This is a genomic window from Agrococcus jejuensis, from assembly GCF_900099705.1.
GTDB classification, from domain to species: domain Bacteria; phylum Actinomycetota; class Actinomycetes; order Actinomycetales; family Microbacteriaceae; genus Agrococcus; species Agrococcus jejuensis.
Genome location: NZ_LT629695.1, coordinates 656,250 through 670,912, shown reverse-complemented (window position 1 = coordinate 670,912; position 14,663 = coordinate 656,250). Strand labels below are relative to the sequence as shown.

At 73.6% G+C, this 14,663-nt stretch carries 16 protein-coding genes; 12 read left to right on the top strand and 4 right to left on the bottom strand.

Annotation, left to right across the window (positions count from 1 at the left end):
• Nucleotides 1-115 precede the first annotated feature (115 nt).
• From BLQ67_RS03140 to BLQ67_RS03110, 7 genes are all read left to right on the top strand, one after another.
• Entirely contained in the window at nucleotides 116-745 is a 630-nt protein-coding gene (locus BLQ67_RS03140; protein WP_172802240.1) for a TetR/AcrR family transcriptional regulator, read from the top strand.
• Nucleotides 742-1,488 carry a 3-hydroxybutyrate dehydrogenase gene (locus BLQ67_RS03135; RefSeq protein WP_092502367.1) on the top strand — a complete coding sequence of 249 codons (747 nt, stop codon included), beginning with the start codon at nucleotides 742-744 and terminating at the stop codon, nucleotides 1,486-1,488. The genes BLQ67_RS03140 and BLQ67_RS03135 overlap by 4 nt, the downstream gene beginning before the upstream one ends.
• Complete coding sequence (locus BLQ67_RS03130; protein WP_092502365.1) at nucleotides 1,473-2,381, top strand: alpha/beta fold hydrolase; 909 nt, start codon at nucleotides 1,473-1,475, stop codon at nucleotides 2,379-2,381. The genes BLQ67_RS03135 and BLQ67_RS03130 overlap by 16 nt, the downstream gene beginning before the upstream one ends.
• A complete protein-coding gene (locus BLQ67_RS03125) occupies nucleotides 2,378-3,148 on the top strand; it encodes a CoA transferase subunit A (RefSeq protein ID WP_092502364.1) in 771 nt (256 codons plus the stop codon). Before BLQ67_RS03130 ends, BLQ67_RS03125 begins: the two co-directional genes overlap by 4 nt.
• A 2-nt stretch (nucleotides 3,149-3,150) precedes the next feature.
• Nucleotides 3,151-3,780 carry a CoA transferase subunit B gene (locus BLQ67_RS03120; protein ID WP_172802239.1) on the top strand — a complete coding sequence of 210 codons (630 nt, stop codon included), beginning with the start codon at nucleotides 3,151-3,153 and terminating at the stop codon, nucleotides 3,778-3,780.
• Nucleotides 3,777-4,880, top strand: coding sequence for an alpha/beta fold hydrolase (locus BLQ67_RS03115; RefSeq protein WP_407922481.1), 1,104 nt, complete (start codon nucleotides 3,777-3,779; stop codon nucleotides 4,878-4,880). The genes BLQ67_RS03120 and BLQ67_RS03115 overlap by 4 nt, the downstream gene beginning before the upstream one ends.
• 74 nt (nucleotides 4,881-4,954) lie before the next feature.
• The gene (locus BLQ67_RS03110; protein ID WP_092502362.1) at nucleotides 4,955-5,182 is read left to right on the top strand and encodes a lipoyl domain-containing protein; all 228 of its coding nucleotides are present in this window, start codon (nucleotides 4,955-4,957) and stop codon (nucleotides 5,180-5,182) included.
• A 73-nt stretch (nucleotides 5,183-5,255) separates the two neighbouring features.
• Here the strand turns inward: BLQ67_RS03110 and rmuC are convergent, their stop codons facing one another.
• The 3 genes from rmuC to BLQ67_RS03095 all read right to left on the bottom strand — a co-directional run bounded on the left by rmuC (nucleotide 5,256) and on the right by BLQ67_RS03095 (nucleotide 8,074).
• Nucleotides 5,256-6,818, bottom strand: coding sequence for a DNA recombination protein RmuC (rmuC, locus tag BLQ67_RS03105; RefSeq protein WP_092502360.1), 1,563 nt, complete (start codon nucleotides 6,816-6,818; stop codon nucleotides 5,256-5,258).
• A gap of 80 nt (nucleotides 6,819-6,898) precedes the next feature.
• Nucleotides 6,899-7,519 carry an exonuclease domain-containing protein gene (locus BLQ67_RS03100; protein WP_092502357.1) on the bottom strand — a complete coding sequence of 207 codons (621 nt, stop codon included), beginning with the start codon at nucleotides 7,517-7,519 and terminating at the stop codon, nucleotides 6,899-6,901.
• Between the two features lie 69 nt (nucleotides 7,520-7,588).
• A complete protein-coding gene (locus BLQ67_RS03095; protein ID WP_092502355.1) occupies nucleotides 7,589-8,074 on the bottom strand; it encodes a DUF3515 domain-containing protein in 486 nt (161 codons plus the stop codon).
• 23 nt (nucleotides 8,075-8,097) lie between these two features.
• Between BLQ67_RS03095 and thiL the strand changes: the two genes are divergently transcribed.
• Together thiL and BLQ67_RS03085 are read left to right on the top strand one after the other, a co-directional pair.
• Nucleotides 8,098-9,090: a thiamine-phosphate kinase gene (thiL, locus tag BLQ67_RS03090; protein ID WP_092502353.1), complete on the top strand. Its 993-nt coding sequence runs from the start codon at nucleotides 8,098-8,100 to the stop codon at nucleotides 9,088-9,090.
• A gap of 70 nt (nucleotides 9,091-9,160) precedes the next feature.
• Entirely contained in the window at nucleotides 9,161-9,817 is a 657-nt protein-coding gene (locus BLQ67_RS03085) for a hypothetical protein (protein WP_092502351.1), read from the top strand.
• A 30-nt stretch (nucleotides 9,818-9,847) separates the two neighbouring features.
• Here the strand turns inward: BLQ67_RS03085 and rsmD are convergent, their stop codons facing one another.
• Nucleotides 9,848-10,414, bottom strand: coding sequence for a 16S rRNA (guanine(966)-N(2))-methyltransferase RsmD (gene rsmD / locus BLQ67_RS03080; protein WP_092502349.1), 567 nt, complete (start codon nucleotides 10,412-10,414; stop codon nucleotides 9,848-9,850).
• A gap of 141 nt (nucleotides 10,415-10,555) precedes the next feature.
• On the opposite strand from rsmD, the gene BLQ67_RS03075 reads away from it, so the two are divergent.
• The 3 genes from BLQ67_RS03075 (at nucleotide 10,556) to cofE (ending at nucleotide 14,655) form a co-directional block, all read left to right on the top strand.
• Nucleotides 10,556-12,757, top strand: coding sequence for an ATP-dependent DNA helicase RecG (locus tag BLQ67_RS03075; protein ID WP_331711986.1), 2,202 nt, complete (start codon nucleotides 10,556-10,558; stop codon nucleotides 12,755-12,757).
• A 562-nt stretch (nucleotides 12,758-13,319) separates the two neighbouring features.
• The gene (gene coaD, locus BLQ67_RS03070; RefSeq protein WP_092502345.1) at nucleotides 13,320-13,802 is read left to right on the top strand and encodes a pantetheine-phosphate adenylyltransferase; all 483 of its coding nucleotides are present in this window, start codon (nucleotides 13,320-13,322) and stop codon (nucleotides 13,800-13,802) included.
• Between the two features lie 10 nt (nucleotides 13,803-13,812).
• On the top strand, nucleotides 13,813-14,655 hold the full coding sequence (cofE, locus tag BLQ67_RS03065; RefSeq protein ID WP_092502343.1) for a coenzyme F420-0:L-glutamate ligase: 843 nt from the start codon (nucleotides 13,813-13,815) through the stop codon (nucleotides 14,653-14,655).
• The last annotated feature ends 8 nt before the right edge of the window (nucleotides 14,656-14,663 follow it).

Sequence of the window (14,663 nt, the reverse complement as noted above, 5' to 3'; positions counted from 1 at the left end):
GTTGACGCCTGCCTGCGTCATGCGGCATCCTCGTCGGAAGACCTGAACCAGGCGTCAGGTCGGCGAGACGCCACCAGACGCCCGGTGTGATCCGCTCGACGACGAGAGGCGACCCATGCGCGCATCAGGCGTCGTGAACGAGCCGAGGACCGCGAGGGGCGCCGAGACGAAGCGGCGCATCTTCGCCGCCGCCGAGGAGGTCTTCAGCGAGCAGGGCTACCTGCAGGCCTCCGTGTCGCGCATCACCGAGCGCGCCGGCGTCGGCCAGGGCACCTTCTACCTGTACTTCGCGTCGAAGCTCGACCTCTTCGAGGCGCTCGTCGACGACCTCAACCAGCGCGTGCGCCACGCCATGACCGAGGGCGCCGCGCGCGGCACGACCCGGGCGGAGGCGGAGGCCGAGGGCTTCCGCGCGTTCTTCGCGTTCACGGCCGAGCATCCCGCGCTCTATCGCGTGGTGCGCGAGGCCGAGCAGGTCGCGCCCGGCGCCATGCGCCGCCACTACGAGCGCATCGTCGAGGGCTACGTCGACGGGCTCACGCGCGCGAAGGTCGCCGGGCAGATCGGCGACGTCGACCCCGAGGTCGCCGCATGGGCGCTCATGGGCATCGGCGAGCTCGTGGGCATGCGCTGGGTGCTGTGGCCACACCAGGACGGCGAGGAGGCACCGCGCGTGCCCGACGCCGTGTTCGACCAGATGATGCGCCTCATCCGCGGGGCGCTCGCCGCGAAGGAGGAAGCATGACCGAGCTCGAAGGGCGCAGGGCGCTCGTCACCGGCGGCGCGAGCGGCATCGGCGCCGCGATCGCGCACGCGTTCGCCGACGCCGGCGCGCACGTGATCGTCGCCGATCTCGACGCCGACGCCGCCGCGCGCACCGCCGCCGAGGTGGGCGGCGAGCCGTGGCACGTCGACCTCTCCGACGTCGCCGCGCTCGAGACGCTGCGGCTCGACGCCGACATCCTCGTGAACAACGCCGGCATCCAGCGCGTCAGCCCCATCGTCGACTTCGACCCCTCCGACTTCCGCCGCATCCTGCAGCTCATGCTCGAGGCGCCGTTCCTGCTCGTGCGCGCCGTCATGCCCGGCATGGTCGAGCGCGGCTTCGGCCGCGTCATCAACCTCTCGAGCGTGCACGGCATCCGCGCCTCCGCGTTCAAGTCGGCGTACGTCGCTGCGAAGCACGGGCTCGAGGGGCTGTCGAAGGTCACGGCGCTCGAGGGGGCGCCGCACGGCGTCACGAGCAACTGCATCGACCCGGGCTACGTGCGCACGGCGCTCGTCGAGCGGCAGATCGCCGACCAGGCGAGGACGCACGGCATCCCCGAGTCCGAGGTCGTCGAGAAGATCATGCTCACCGAGATGGCGATCAAGCGCATGGTCGAGCCCGCCGAGGTCGCGTCGCTCGCGACGTGGCTCGCCGGGCCGCACGCCGGCATGGTGACGGGTGCCTCGTACACGATGGATGGTGGATGGAGCGCGCGATGACGGGCGAGGCGGCGACGGCTGCGGCGACCGAGCGCGCCCTCGCGGTGCCCGTGGCGGGCGGCGAGCTCGTCGGCACCGAGTGGCGGGCGTCGGCTGCGGGCCGCGCGGTCGTGGGCCTGCACGGCATCACGGCCAACCATCGCTCGTTCCACGGCCTCGCCGAGCGGCTCGACGCGCGCCTCGTCGCGTTCGACCTGCGCGGCCGCGGGCGCTCGCGCGCGCTGCCCGGCCCGTACGACCTCGACGCGCTCGCGCTCGACGTCGCGACGGCGCTCGACGCCCTCGGCATCGCCGACGCCATCGTCGTCGGCCACTCGATGGGCGGCTTCGTCGCCGCGCGCCTCGCGGCATCCCGCCCCGACCTCGTCGCGTCGCTCGTGCTCGTCGACGGCGGCCTGCCGCTCGCGCCCGTCGGCGACCCGCAGGCGCTGCTCGGTCCGGCCGTCGAGCGCCTGTCGATGACCTTCCCGTCGCACGAGGCGTACCGAGCGTTCTGGCAGCGGCACCCGGCCTTCACCGACTGGTCGCCGCTCGCCGAGGAGTACGTCGACTACGACCTCGCGTCGGTCGACGGCGCGCTGCGGCCGTCGGCGCTGCCCGAGGCCGTGGGCGTCGCGATGCTGGCGCTCGGCGACGCCGACGGCGCGCTCGTCGCCCTCGATGCCGTGCAGGCGCCCATCCGCCTGCTCACGAGCCCGCTCGGGCTGCTCGCCGAGCCTCCCGGGCTCTACGGCGGCCGCCTCGACGACCTGCTCGCCCGCGTGCCGGCCGTGCAGGCGCGCGAGGTGCCGGGCACGAACCACTACACGATCCTGCTCGGCGCCGGCATCGACGCCGTCGCCGAGACCATCGAGCAGGCCGCGCACGAGGCGGCTGGAGAGGGGATGCGATGAGCATCGACAAGACGGTCGCGACGGCGGCGGAGGCGGTCGCCGACGTGGGCGACGGCGCCACGCTCGCCGTCGGCGGGTTCGGCCTGTGCGGCAACCCGATGGCGCTGATCTCGGCGCTCGTCGACAGCGGCGTGACAGGCCTGAAGGTGGCGTCGAACAACTGCGGCGTCGACGACTGGGGGCTCGGGCTGCTGCTGCGCGCCGGCCAGATCGACAAGATGACGTCGTCGTACGTCGGCGAGAACAAGGAGTTCGAGCGCCGCTACCTCACGGGCGAGCTCGAGCTCGAGCTCACGCCGCAGGGCACGCTCGCCGAGCGGCTGCGCGCCGGCGGCTCGGGCATCGCCGCGTTCTTCACGCAGACGGGCGTCGGCACGCAGGTCGCCGAGGGCGGCCTGCCACGCCGCTACCACCCCGACGGCACGATCGCCGTCGCCTCGGAGCCCAAGCAGGTGCAGCAGTTCGACGTCGACGGCGAGCTGCGCGACTTCGTGCTCGAGGAGGCCATCCGCACCGACTTCGCGCTCGTGCACGCCGAGGTCGGCGACCGCCACGGCAACCTCATCTTCAACAAGTCGGCGCGCAACTTCTCGCCGCTCGCCGCCATGGCCGGTCGCGTGTGCATCGCGCAGGTCGAGCGGCTCGTCGAGCCCGGCGAGCTCGACCCCGACTGCATCCACCTCCCCGGCGTCTACGTGCACCGCGTGGTCGAGGTGGGCACCGACATCGAGAAGCGCGTCGAGCGACGCACCGTGCAGGAGGCATGACCATGGCCCTCACCCGCAACGAGATGGCCGCCCGCGCCGCGCAGGAGCTCGACGACGGCGCCTACGTGAACCTCGGCATCGGCCTGCCGACGCTCGTGCCCAACTACGTGCCCGAGGGCCGCACCGTCGTGCTGCAGAGCGAGAACGGCATCCTCGGCGTCGGCCCGTACCCGACGGAGGATGCGCTCGACCCCGACCTCATCAACGCCGGCAAGGAGACCGTCACGACGCTGCCGGGCACGGCGTTCTTCGACTCGGCGACGTCGTTCGGCATGATCCGCGGCGGCAAGATCGACGCCGCCATCCTCGGCGCCATGCAGGTGTCGGTCACGGGCGACCTGGCGAACTGGATGATCCCCGGCAAGATGGTGAAGGGGCCGGGCGGCGCCATGGACCTCGTGCACGGCGCGAAGCGCGTCATCGTGCTCATGGAGCACGTCGCGAAGGACGGCTCGGCGAAGATCGTGTCCGAGTGCTCGCTGCCGCTCACCGGTCGCGGCGTCGTCGACCGCATCATCACCGACCTCGCCGTGCTCGACGTCACGCCCGAGGGGCTGCGGCTCGTGGAGCTCGCGCCCGGCGTGACGCTCGACGAGGTGCGCGCCGCGACCGAGCCCGAGATCCTCGCGTGAGCGACTCGGGTGCCGCAGCGGCGGGGGAGTCGGTCGTGGCGGCCGCTGCTCGGCCGTGGCTGCTGCCTGGCGTCTCGTCGCAGATCGTGGCGACGCCGCGCTTGCAGGCGAACGTGCTGTCGGCCGGTTCGGGCTCCGGGCTGCCGGTCGTGCTCGTGCACGGCAACGTGTCGTCGGCGCACCTGTACCAGCAGACGATGCTCGCCCTGTCGGGCCCGTCGGTCGCGATCGACCTGCGCGGCTTCGGCGACTCCGAGACGCTGCCGGTCGACGCGACGCGCGGCCTCGGCGACTACGCCGACGACGTCGCCTCGGTGCTCGACGCGCTCGGCATCGGGCGCGCGGTGCTCGTCGGCTGGAGCATGGGCGGTGGCGTCGTCATGCGCCTGCTGCTCGACCGCCCCGACCTCGTCGCGGGCCTCGTGCTCGAGTCGCCCGTCTCGCCCTACGGCTTCGGCGGCACGCGCCTCGACGGCTCGCTCGTGCATCCGGATGCGCCGGGCACGGGCGGCGGGGGAGCCAACCCCGACTTCGTCGCGCGCCTGGCCGCGGGCGACGTCTCCACCGAGGCTCCGACGAGCCCGCGGTCGGTGTTCCGCGCCGCCTACGTGGCGCCCGGCTACGCGAGCGACCTCGAGGACCTGTGGGTCGCGTCCATGCTCACGACGTCGACGGCACCCGGCTCGTACCCGGGCGACGCGACCTCGTCGGAGGCGTGGCCGGGCTTCGCACCCGGCGGCGTCGGCGTGCTCAACACGATGGCGCCCACGGTGAGCGACCTCACGGGCATCGTCGACGGGGCAGCGCATCCGCCCATCGCGTGGGTGCACGGCGAGCTCGACGCCATCGTGGGCGACGCGTCGTACTTCGACCTCAACATGCTGGGCAAGGCGGGCGTCGTGCCCGGCTGGCCCGGCGACGACGACGCCCCGCCGCAGCCGATGGTCGCGCAGACCCGCGCCGTGCTCGGCCGGTACGCGGATGCGGGCGGCTGGGTCGAGGAGCACGCGTGGGAGGGCGTGGGCCACGCCCCGCACCTCGAGCGCGTCGAGGAGTTCGCAGGCATCGTGGAGGCGATGCGCGCCCGAGCGGCTGGCTGACGCGCGACGAGTCCCTCACAGGAGTCATCGATCGGGCGCTGCCAGGCTGCGAGCGACGAACGAACGGAGCGGGCATGGACGTGGTCATCACTCGGGGACTCCTCGGCGACGAGACGGAGGGCAGCCTCGTCATGTGGCACGTGCCCGACGGCGAGCACGTGGCCGAGGGCCACCCGGTCGCAGAGGTCGAGAACTCGAAGGCCGAGATCGAGGTGCTCGCACCCGCCACCGGCGTGCTGCGGCGCACGATCGCGGCGGGGCAGCCCGTGCGCGAGGGCCAGGCGATCGGCCGCATCGACTGAGGTCAGCCGTCACGACGAACGCCGCCCCACCTGCTCGGTGGGGCGGCGTTCGCGGTTCCGGCGCGACGGGCACTCAGCCGGCGCGCGACTCCGAGGCGTCGTCGTCGCGGGCTGCGGAGCGCGTCGACTCGTCGCGCAGCAGCTCGTCGATCGCGAGGTCGGCGTGCGTGCGCGGCGTCTCCTGCTCGGCGGGTGCGTCGGCATCCGTGCCGGCCTCCGCATCCACGAGCTCGCCGTCGACGACCTCCTCGGTCGACGTGGTGGGCGCCTCGATCGCCAGGTCGGTGAACTCTGCCGCGGTGAGCGGCTTCGGGGCGTGGTCGATCTCGCTGGGCTCGACGATCTGCTTCGGCGCGTCGAGGCGGGCGAGCTTGCGCGCCGACACGAGCACGCGGGACTCGAGCGACGACGAGAACGCGTTGAAGTGCTTCACCGACGACTCGAGCGACGAGCGCACCTTCTCGACGTGGCCCGCCATCGTGGCGATGCGGTCGTAGAGCTCCTGGCTCAGCTCGTGCACGCGGGCGGCATCCTCGGCGACGGCAGCCTGGCTCCACGTGATCGCGACCGACTTCAGCAGCGACCACAGCGACACGGGGCTCGAGAGCGCGACGCGCTTGCCGAAGGCGTAGTCCATGATGCCGGGGTCGGCCTCGAGCGCCGCCGAGACGAGCGACTCCGAGGGGATGAACGCCACGACGAACTCGGGGCTGTTGGCGATGCCCGCCCAGTACTGCTTGCTCGAGAGCTGGTCGACGTGCGCGCGCAGCGCCTTCACGTGCTCCTGCATGAGCGACGCACGGCGCGCGAGCTCCTCGTCGGAGGCCGTGAGGGGGATGCGCGACGCCTCGAGGTAGGCGCGGAACGGCACCTTGGCGTCGAGCGCGAGGTGCTTGCCGCCGGGCAGGTGCACGACCATGTCGGGACGCTGACGGCGGTCGTCGGTCGTGAACGACGTCTGCGTGTCGAAGTCGACGCGCTCGAGCAGGCCGGCGGCCTCGACGACGCGACGCAGCTGCGTCTCGCCCCACACGCCACGGGTCGAGTTCGACGACAGGGCGCTCGCGAGCGAGTCGGCGGTGGCGCGCAGGCGCTCCTCGGACTGCAGCGACTGCTGCAGCTGCTGCGCGATCGAGCCGTGCTGCTCGCTGCGCTGGCGCTCGAGCTCGACGAGCTGCGTCTGCAGCTTCGTCACCGCCTCCTTCATGGGAGCGATCTGCTCGGCGACGCGCGACTCCCGGCGCTCGCGCTCGGTCGACTCGTCGGCGGCGGACTTCGCGACCTCGAGCCGCTCGCGCAGCGCCTCGACCGTGGCCGAGAGGCTCGCGCGCTCGCGCTGGGCGGCGTCGCGCGCGTCGATGGCGTCGCGGTGCTGCGCCGCGAGCGACTCGTGCGCCGAGTGCAGGCCCGCGAGCTCGGCGTCGACGCGCTCGCGCTCGTGCAGCTCCTGCTGGCGCGCGAACGCCTCCTGCTGCGAGGACTGCTGGTCGGCGAGCGCCTGCGCCTGCTCGGCCTGCTGCGCGGCGAGGGTCGCCTCGCCCGCCTTGGCGCGAGCGACGAGGACGGACGCGAACCAGCCCGCCGCGGCTCCGACGAGGAGGGCGACGAGCAGTGCGAGGGCGATGCCGAGGTCCATGGCTCCAGTGTGGCGAGCACCACCGACACGGGGTCGCTGCCGCGCCGTCGCGGCGGGCGACGCGCCGGGCCGTCAGCCCCCTATGGCCTCCACCACGCCTCGGCGGGCTCGCGCGCGAGGCGGCGGTCGTCGTCGGGGCCGAGGTGCTCGATGCGGGTCGCGCAGATGCGCGCGAGGTGCTCGAGGTCGCTCGCGCCGTGGCGCCCGGCCGCGTGCGTGACGATCGTGGCGCACGCCTCGGCATCCGCCGCCGCATCGTGGTGCGCGAAGTCCTCGAACCCCGCCGCCATCGCCGCGACGGGCAGGCGATACGAGTCGAGGTGGTACGTCTTGCGCGCGATGCGCAGCGAGCACGTCCACCGCGTCTCGGGCACCACGAGGCCGCTCGCGAGCGACGCCGCCTTGAGCACGCCCTTGTCGAACCCCACGTTGTGCGCCACGAGCACGTCGTCGCCGACGAAGTCGAGCAGGCGGTCGTGCTGGTCGACCCATCGCGGCGCGTGCGCGACGTCGACCTCGCGGATGCCGTGGATGCGCACGTTCCAGTGCGAGAACTCGTCGTGCCCGATCGGGGGCCGGATGAGCCAGGAGGCGCGATCGACGATGCGCGAGTCGCGCACCTTCACGAGCCCGACGGAGCAGGCTGATGCGGGCGAGCCGTTCGCGGTCTCGAAGTCGATCGCGGTGAAGTCGATCGCCATGGCGTCAGCCTCCCAGCGACCGCAGACAGCGGCGGGGAGGAGCGGCGGCGGGTCGGGATGCGCGCCGGGTCACGGCGCGTCGGCCGGCGAGATGCACGCGCCGACCTCGTCGGTGCGGTCGACCATCGAGCCGAGCTCGCCCAGCACGGTGCCGCCCGAGATGACCTCGGGGTCGAGCACGACCTCGACGGCGGGGTCGCGGCCGTAGGTGACGTACGTCTGGGCCGTCGAGCCCTCCTCGGTGACGTCGATCCAGTCGACGCCCGAGATGGTGAGGCACGTCGCGGTCGACGGGTCGGGCACGGGCACGCCGCAGCGCAGCGTGACGGCGGTCGGGTCGCCCCACGCGGCCGTCGCCTGCGCGTCGGTCGGGCGCTCGGCGAGCGGGCCGCCCACCTGGCCCTCGGCGAGCACGTCGGGCAGCGCGACGATCACGGAGGCGCACTGCGGATTCGTGGCGTCGGGCGCCGCGCTCAGCGACACGGTGGAGGCGCACGCCGTGAGCGTCGCCGCCGCGAGCCCGGCGAGGGCGAGGGCGGTCGTGAGGCGGCGCATCGCCTCCAGGCTATCGTCGTGGCGTGCCTGCGACCGACGCTCCGACGCCCGCTGCGGATGCGGATGCGACGGTCGCGCAGGTGGGGGAGCGCGGCGCGCTGGCCCGCATCATCCCGCGCCTGCCGCGCGGCGACGACACCCTCGTGGGGCCGGGCGACGACGCCGCGGTCGTGCGCGCGGACGGCTCGTTCGTCGTGACGACCGACACGATGCTCGAGGGGCCGGACTTCCGCGCGGCATGGTCGACGTGGGCCGACCTCGGCGCGAAGGCGGCGGCGACGAACCTCGCCGACGTCGCCGCGATGGGCGCGCGCCCGACCGCGCTCGTCGTCGCGCTCGCGGTGCCCGGCTCGACGCCCGTCGCCGAGCTCGAGGCGTTCGCGGATGCGCTCGCCGCGGCCGTCGCATCCCTCGCGCCCGGCTGCGGCGTCGTGGGCGGCGACCTCACGACCTCCGAGCGCACCGTCATCGCCGTGACGGCCTTCGGGTCGCTCGATGGCCGCTCGCCCGTGCTGCGCTCGGGCGCGCAGGTCGGCGACCGCGTCGTCGTGGCCGGCGACCTCGGCTCGGCGGGCGAGGGCGTGGCGCTGCTGTTCGCGGAGGCGATCGTCGACGGCGTCGAGTCGGCGGACGAGGCGCAGCGGCTGCGCATCGAGCACCCTCGTGCGGTGATGGCGCAGCTCGCGCCCCTGCCGCCGGTCGCGATGGGTCCGGTGCTCGCGGATGCGGGCGCGACGGCGATGCTCGACGTCTCCGACGCGCTCGCGCTCGACGCCTCCCGCATCGCGTCGGCATCCGGCGTGCGGCTCGCGTTGCGCGCGGCGCCGCTGCGGTCGTTCCCTGCGCCGCTCGACCGCGTGCTGCACGGCGGCGAGGACCACGCGCTGCTCGCGACGCTGCCGGCATCCGCCGCGCTGCCCGACGGCGTGCTCGAGATCGGCGTCGTCGAGGCGGGCGACGGCGTGACGCTCGACGGCGAGCCGCTCGAGGCGCGCGGCTGGGATCCGTTCGCCTGACGCGGTGGCGACGAGGCGTCGCATCGCGCAAGGCCTTTCGCCGCGGGCAGGCCTGTGGTCGGCTCAGAGCATGGATGCGACGACCTGGCGCCGCCGACGCCGCATCGCGCTCGCGATCGGCACGGCGATCGTGCTCGCGGTCATGGGCGCATACGTCGCGATCTGGGTGCTGGCCCCCGAGTGGCGCTCGTCGTACCTCGTCATCTGGCCGATCATCGCCGCGCCCGGCCTCGTGCTCATGGCCCGACAGCGGCCGCGTCGACTGCGTGCGCGGCTCCAGGCGGTCGAGGCGACGATCGACGTCGACGAGACCGCGATGCTCATGGCCGTGCAGGAGCGGCAGGCGACCTGGTGGCTCGGCACGCGCGGCTGGTTCACGTCGTACCTCGTGCTCGTCGACGACCCCGTCGGGTACGCGCTCTGGGACGTACGGCGCGGGCAGCCGGTCGAGGTCGTGCGCTGCTCGTGGGCGCACGTCGCGGATGCGGTGGTGCGCGAGGGCGGCGCGTACGTGGACCTCGACCCGGTCGTCTCCGGCGATCCGGTCGTGCGGCTCATCCCGACGGCCTTCCGCGACGAGCCGCCGCAGCTCAGGCAGACGCCCAGCCGTGCGCTCGCCTTCGCCGCGCGCATCCGAGACCGGCTGCACGCGTTCGACCCCGAGGCGCATCCGCGACCTCCGCGTCCCTCCGACGACATCGACTGGACGGGGCTCTCGAAGGCGTGACGCGTCCCTCGGAACGCAGGGCCCGGAAGGTCAGCCCACGGCGGGACGCCGCCCGAGCCAGTGCACCGCCGTGTCGCCGTGCCTCTTCGTGCGCTCGAGCTCGAGGTCGCTCGGCAGCTCGGGCTCGCCCGTGCGGGTCGCCTGCTCGAGCACGACGACCGCATCGTCGACGAGCGTCGGCACCAGCGCCTGCAGCACCGCCGACACCTGCGCGGGCGGCAGGTCGTAGGGCGGGTCGATGAAGACGAGGTCGAACGTGCGGGTGGTCTGGCCGAGGTAGGCGAGCGCCGTCTGCGCCACGACGAGCGCACGCTCGGCGCCGGCCTTCGCGACGGCATCCGCGTTGCGCTGCGCGACCTTCGCCGCCTGCTTCGCCGAGTCGACGAGCACGACGGATGCCGCGCCCCGGCTGGCCGCCTCGAGCCCGAGCGCGCCGGAGCCGGCGAAGAGGTCGAGCACGTGCGCGCCGTCGCAGAGGCCGCGGGCGTCGAGCGCCGAGAAGATCGACTCGCGCACCCGATCCGACGTCGGACGCGTGCCCGCGTCGGGCACCTTGAGGGTCAACGACCCGGCCACTCCGGCGATGATGCGCGTCACGCGTCCATCCTCGCGCACGCCGCCCGTCGAATCGCACGCCACAGCGGCCGGCGGTGCAGGATGCGCACGAGGTGCCTGTCGCGTGCGGATTCGACGGATGACGGGCCGAGCGCGTCGCACGCGTCGCCTACGCTGGCTGCCGTGACCGACCGCCCCGCCGACGACGCTGGCGTCGCCGACGGCGCCGTGCCCGACGGGCTCGAGCGGTCGCTGCGCAACGCCGTCGGGCAGAAGACCGCGGATCGGCTCAAGCGCGCGTTCGGCTACGAGCGCGTCGGCGACCTCGTCATGCACGTGCCGCGACGCTACGTCACGCGCGGCGAGCTGACCGACCTCTCCGAGCTGCAGGTCGGCGACCACGTCACCGTCGTCGCCGAGGTGCGCTCGATCGAGACGCGCGAGACCGGCAAGCGCGATCGCCGCGGCCGCCCGCTGAAGATCACGAGCGTCGCGATCTCCGACGGCACCGACACCTTGCACCTCACCTTCTTCAACTCGCCGTGGATCACGAACGAGCTGCACCGCGGCGTCACGGGCATGTTCTCGGGCACCGTGAGCGTGTTCCGCGACCAGCGGCAGCTGACGCATCCCGAGTACGAGACGTTCGAGGAGGAGGGGGCCGACCCCACGGCGTGGGCTGCCGAGGTCATCCCCGTCTACCCGGCCACGGCGACGTTGCCCACCAAGGATCTGCGCGCCCTCATCCAGCAGGTGCTCGCCGACCTCGGCCCCGTCGCCGACCCGCTGCCCGACGACGTGCGCCGCGAGCACCGACTGCTGCCGCTGCGCACGGCGCTCGACCGCATCCACGCGCCCGAGTCCGAGGAGGCCGGCCGCGTCGCCATGCACACGCTGCGGTGGCACGAGGCGTTCCTGCTCGAGACGTACCTGCTGGCGACGCGGGCGTGGATGCAGTCGCTGCCGTCGACCCCGAGGCCTGCGGGTGCGCTGCTCGCGAGGCTCGACGCATCCCTGCCGTACGAGCTCACGCCCGACCAGCGCACGGTCGGCGACGAGGTGCAGGCCGACCTCGCCGACCGCACGTCGATGCACCGGCTCGTGCAGGGCGAGGTCGGCTCGGGCAAGACCCTCGTGGCGATCCGCGCCATGCTCGCCGTCGCCGAGTCGGGCGGGCAGTCGGCGCTGCTCGCGCCGACGGAGGTGCTCGCGAGCCAGCACCTGCGCTCGATCGTCGCGACGCTCGGGCCCGACCTCGCCGCCGAGCTGCATCCCGTGCTGCTCACGGGGCAGATGTCGACGTCCGACCAGAAGCGCGCGCTGCTCGCGATCGCGGCCGGGCAGTCGCGCATCGTGGTCGGCACGCACGCGCTGCTCGCCGACCGCGTCACGTTCGCCGACCTGGGCCTCGTCGTCATCGACGAGCAGCACCGCTTCGGCGTCGAGCAGCGCGAGACGCTGCGGCAGAAGGGCGTCGCGCCGCACACGCTCGTGCTCACGGCGACGCCCATCCCGCGCACGATCGCCATGACGGCGTTCGGCGACCTCGACGTGTCGACCATCCGCACCCTGCCGCCCGGCCGCTCGCCCATCCAGACCCACGTCGTGGGGCCCGAGGCGTCGCCGGCCGTCGCGAACCGCGTGTGGGATCGGGTGGCCGACGAGGTGGATGCGGGCAGGCAGGCGTTCGTCGTGTGCCCGGCGATCGCGCCGGGCGACGTCGAGCGCGGCATGCCGTCGGAGGACGAGTCCGACGAGGGCGGGCCGAAGGTGCTCGCCGACGTCGAGACGTGGACGCGCCGGCTGCGCACGCACCACCGGCTGCGTGGCGCGCGCATCGAGTCGCTCACGGGCGCGATGGCGTCGGACGAGAAGGACGCCGTCATGCGCGCCGTCGTCGCGGGCGACGTCGACGTGATCGTGGCGACGACCGTCATCGAGGTCGGCGTCGACGTGCCGAACGCCACCACGATGGTCGTGAACGACGCCGACCGCTTCGGCGTCTCGCAGCTGCACCAGCTGCGCGGCCGCGTCGGACGTGGTGCGCACGCGGGGCTGTGCCTGCTGCGCACGACGGCCGAGGACGGCACCCTCGCCCGCGAGCGGGTGGATGCGGTCGCCGCGACGCTCGACGGGTTCGCGCTCGCCGAGGTCGACCTCGAGCACCGCCGCGAGGGCGACGTGCTGGGCACGACGCAGTCGGGCGGGCGGTCGAGCCTGCGGCTGCTGCGCGTCACGCGCGACCGGGCGATCATCGAGCAGGCGCGGGATGCAGCGCTCGCGGTGCTCGCCGCCGACCCGCGCCTCGAGCGGCACGGCGCGCTGCGGCTCGCGGTGCATCGGCGCCTCGACCCCGACGCGCGTGCGGCGTTGACGTCGGCGTAGGGGAGCGGCGCAGTCGATCGTTGCGAGGTACGCATCGCGCGGGCAGGCACGGCGATTGCGGTACCGGGCGGCGAGAGGGGTACCTCGGGAGCGGGCGGCTGTCTTGACGGCGCGCGGCCGCCGGCGAGATGTGTTCCTCGCGACGAGGAAGAGCACAGGGACGACATGGTCACGCGGCAGCCGTCGCTTGCGGCGAGCGCCGCAGCTGGGGACGGGGGATCCCGTTGCGAGGTGCGCTTCTCGCGTTGGGGTGCGGTTCCCGTTGCGAGGTGCGCTTCTCCCGTTGGGGTGCGGCTAGAGGCGCACCTCAACTCGAGAAGCGCACCTGACAACGAGAAGTCCACCTCGCAACGGGATCACCTGCCGGCGTCGGGCCGGCCGGAGGGCGCGGGCCACGAACCTGCCGCGCGGCACCGGCTCCAGCCGATCAGCGAACGCGCGCACCGCATCCATGGCCCTGCGACGGATCCTCGGTGAGACACCCCCACCATCCACGACACGGACGGACACACCGCACGCCCCCGAAACATGACCGACACGTCACCCTCGATACACTCTTCCCATGCCCCGCATCGCCGTCGTGCCCGGCTCCTACGACCCCGTCACCCTGGGTCACCTGGATGTCATCTCTCGCGCTGCGCGCATCTTCGACGAGGTGCACGTGCTCGTGGTGCACAATCCCGACAAGAACGCGTTCCTGCCCGCGCCGGATCGGCAGCTGCTCATCGAACGGTCGCTCGAGGAGGCGCGCGTCGAGGGACAGTTCACCGTCGCGACGTGGTCGATGGGCCTCCTCGTCGACTACTGCCAGCAGGTGGGGGCAGACGTGCTCGTGAAGGGCATCCGCTCGCAGATCGACCTGGCGTACGAGACGCCCATGTCGATCGTGAACCGCGACCTCGCGGGCATCGAGACGCTGTTCCTGCTGCCGAACCCCGAGAACGCGCACGTGTCGTCGAGCCTCGTGCGCCAGGTGGCCGAGCTGGGTGGCGACGTGAGCCCGTACGTGCCGCGGGCCGTGGCCACGTTCCTGCAGCGCAAGTGACGCGCGGCCGATGAGCCGGCTGGAGGCCTGGTCGGTCGACGGCATCGGCGAGATCGTCGCGGGCGACGACCTCGCGCGCATCGTGGGCGACGCCATCGCCCCGCATGCGCCTGCCGAGGGCGACGTCGTCGTCGTCACGAGCAAGATCGTGTCGAAGGCCGAGGGGCGGATGCGGCACGCAGCCGACCGCGAGCAGGCGATCACCGACGAGACGGTGCGGGTGGTCGCGAGCCGCGCGCATCCCGGCGGCGTCACGCGCATCGTGCAGGACCGCAACGGCTTCGTGATGGCGGCGGCGGGCGTGGATGCGTCGAACACGCCAGAGGGCACGATCCTGCTGCTGCCGGTCGACCCGGACGCGTCGGCGCTCGCGCTCGCGACGGCGTTGCGCGACCGCTTCGAGGTGGCGATCGGCGTCGTGGTGAGCGACACGTTCGGTCGGCCGTGGCGCGCCGGGCAGACCGACGTGGCGATCGGTGCGGCGGGCATCCGCGTCATCGAGCCGCTCGCCGGCAGCGTCGACACGCATGGGCGTCCGCTCGTCGTGAGCGCGGCCGCGGTCGCCGACGAGATCGCGTCGACCGCCGAGCTCGTGGCGGGCAAGACGAGCGGTCGCCCGGTGACGATCGTGCGCGGCCTGGGCCGCCACGTGCTGGGCCTCGACGAGCCCGGCGCCCGCGCGCTCGTGCGGGATGCCGACAGCGACATGTTCCGACTCGGGTCGGCGGAGGCACACGCGGAGGGCTTCGCCGAGGGCTACGCGGCGGGGCTCACGGCAGCCCGAGTCGCGGCGCCGACGGAGCACAGCAGCGACACGCCGTCGCACGCTCAGGAAGACCCCAGGCCCGCATAGGGCGACGT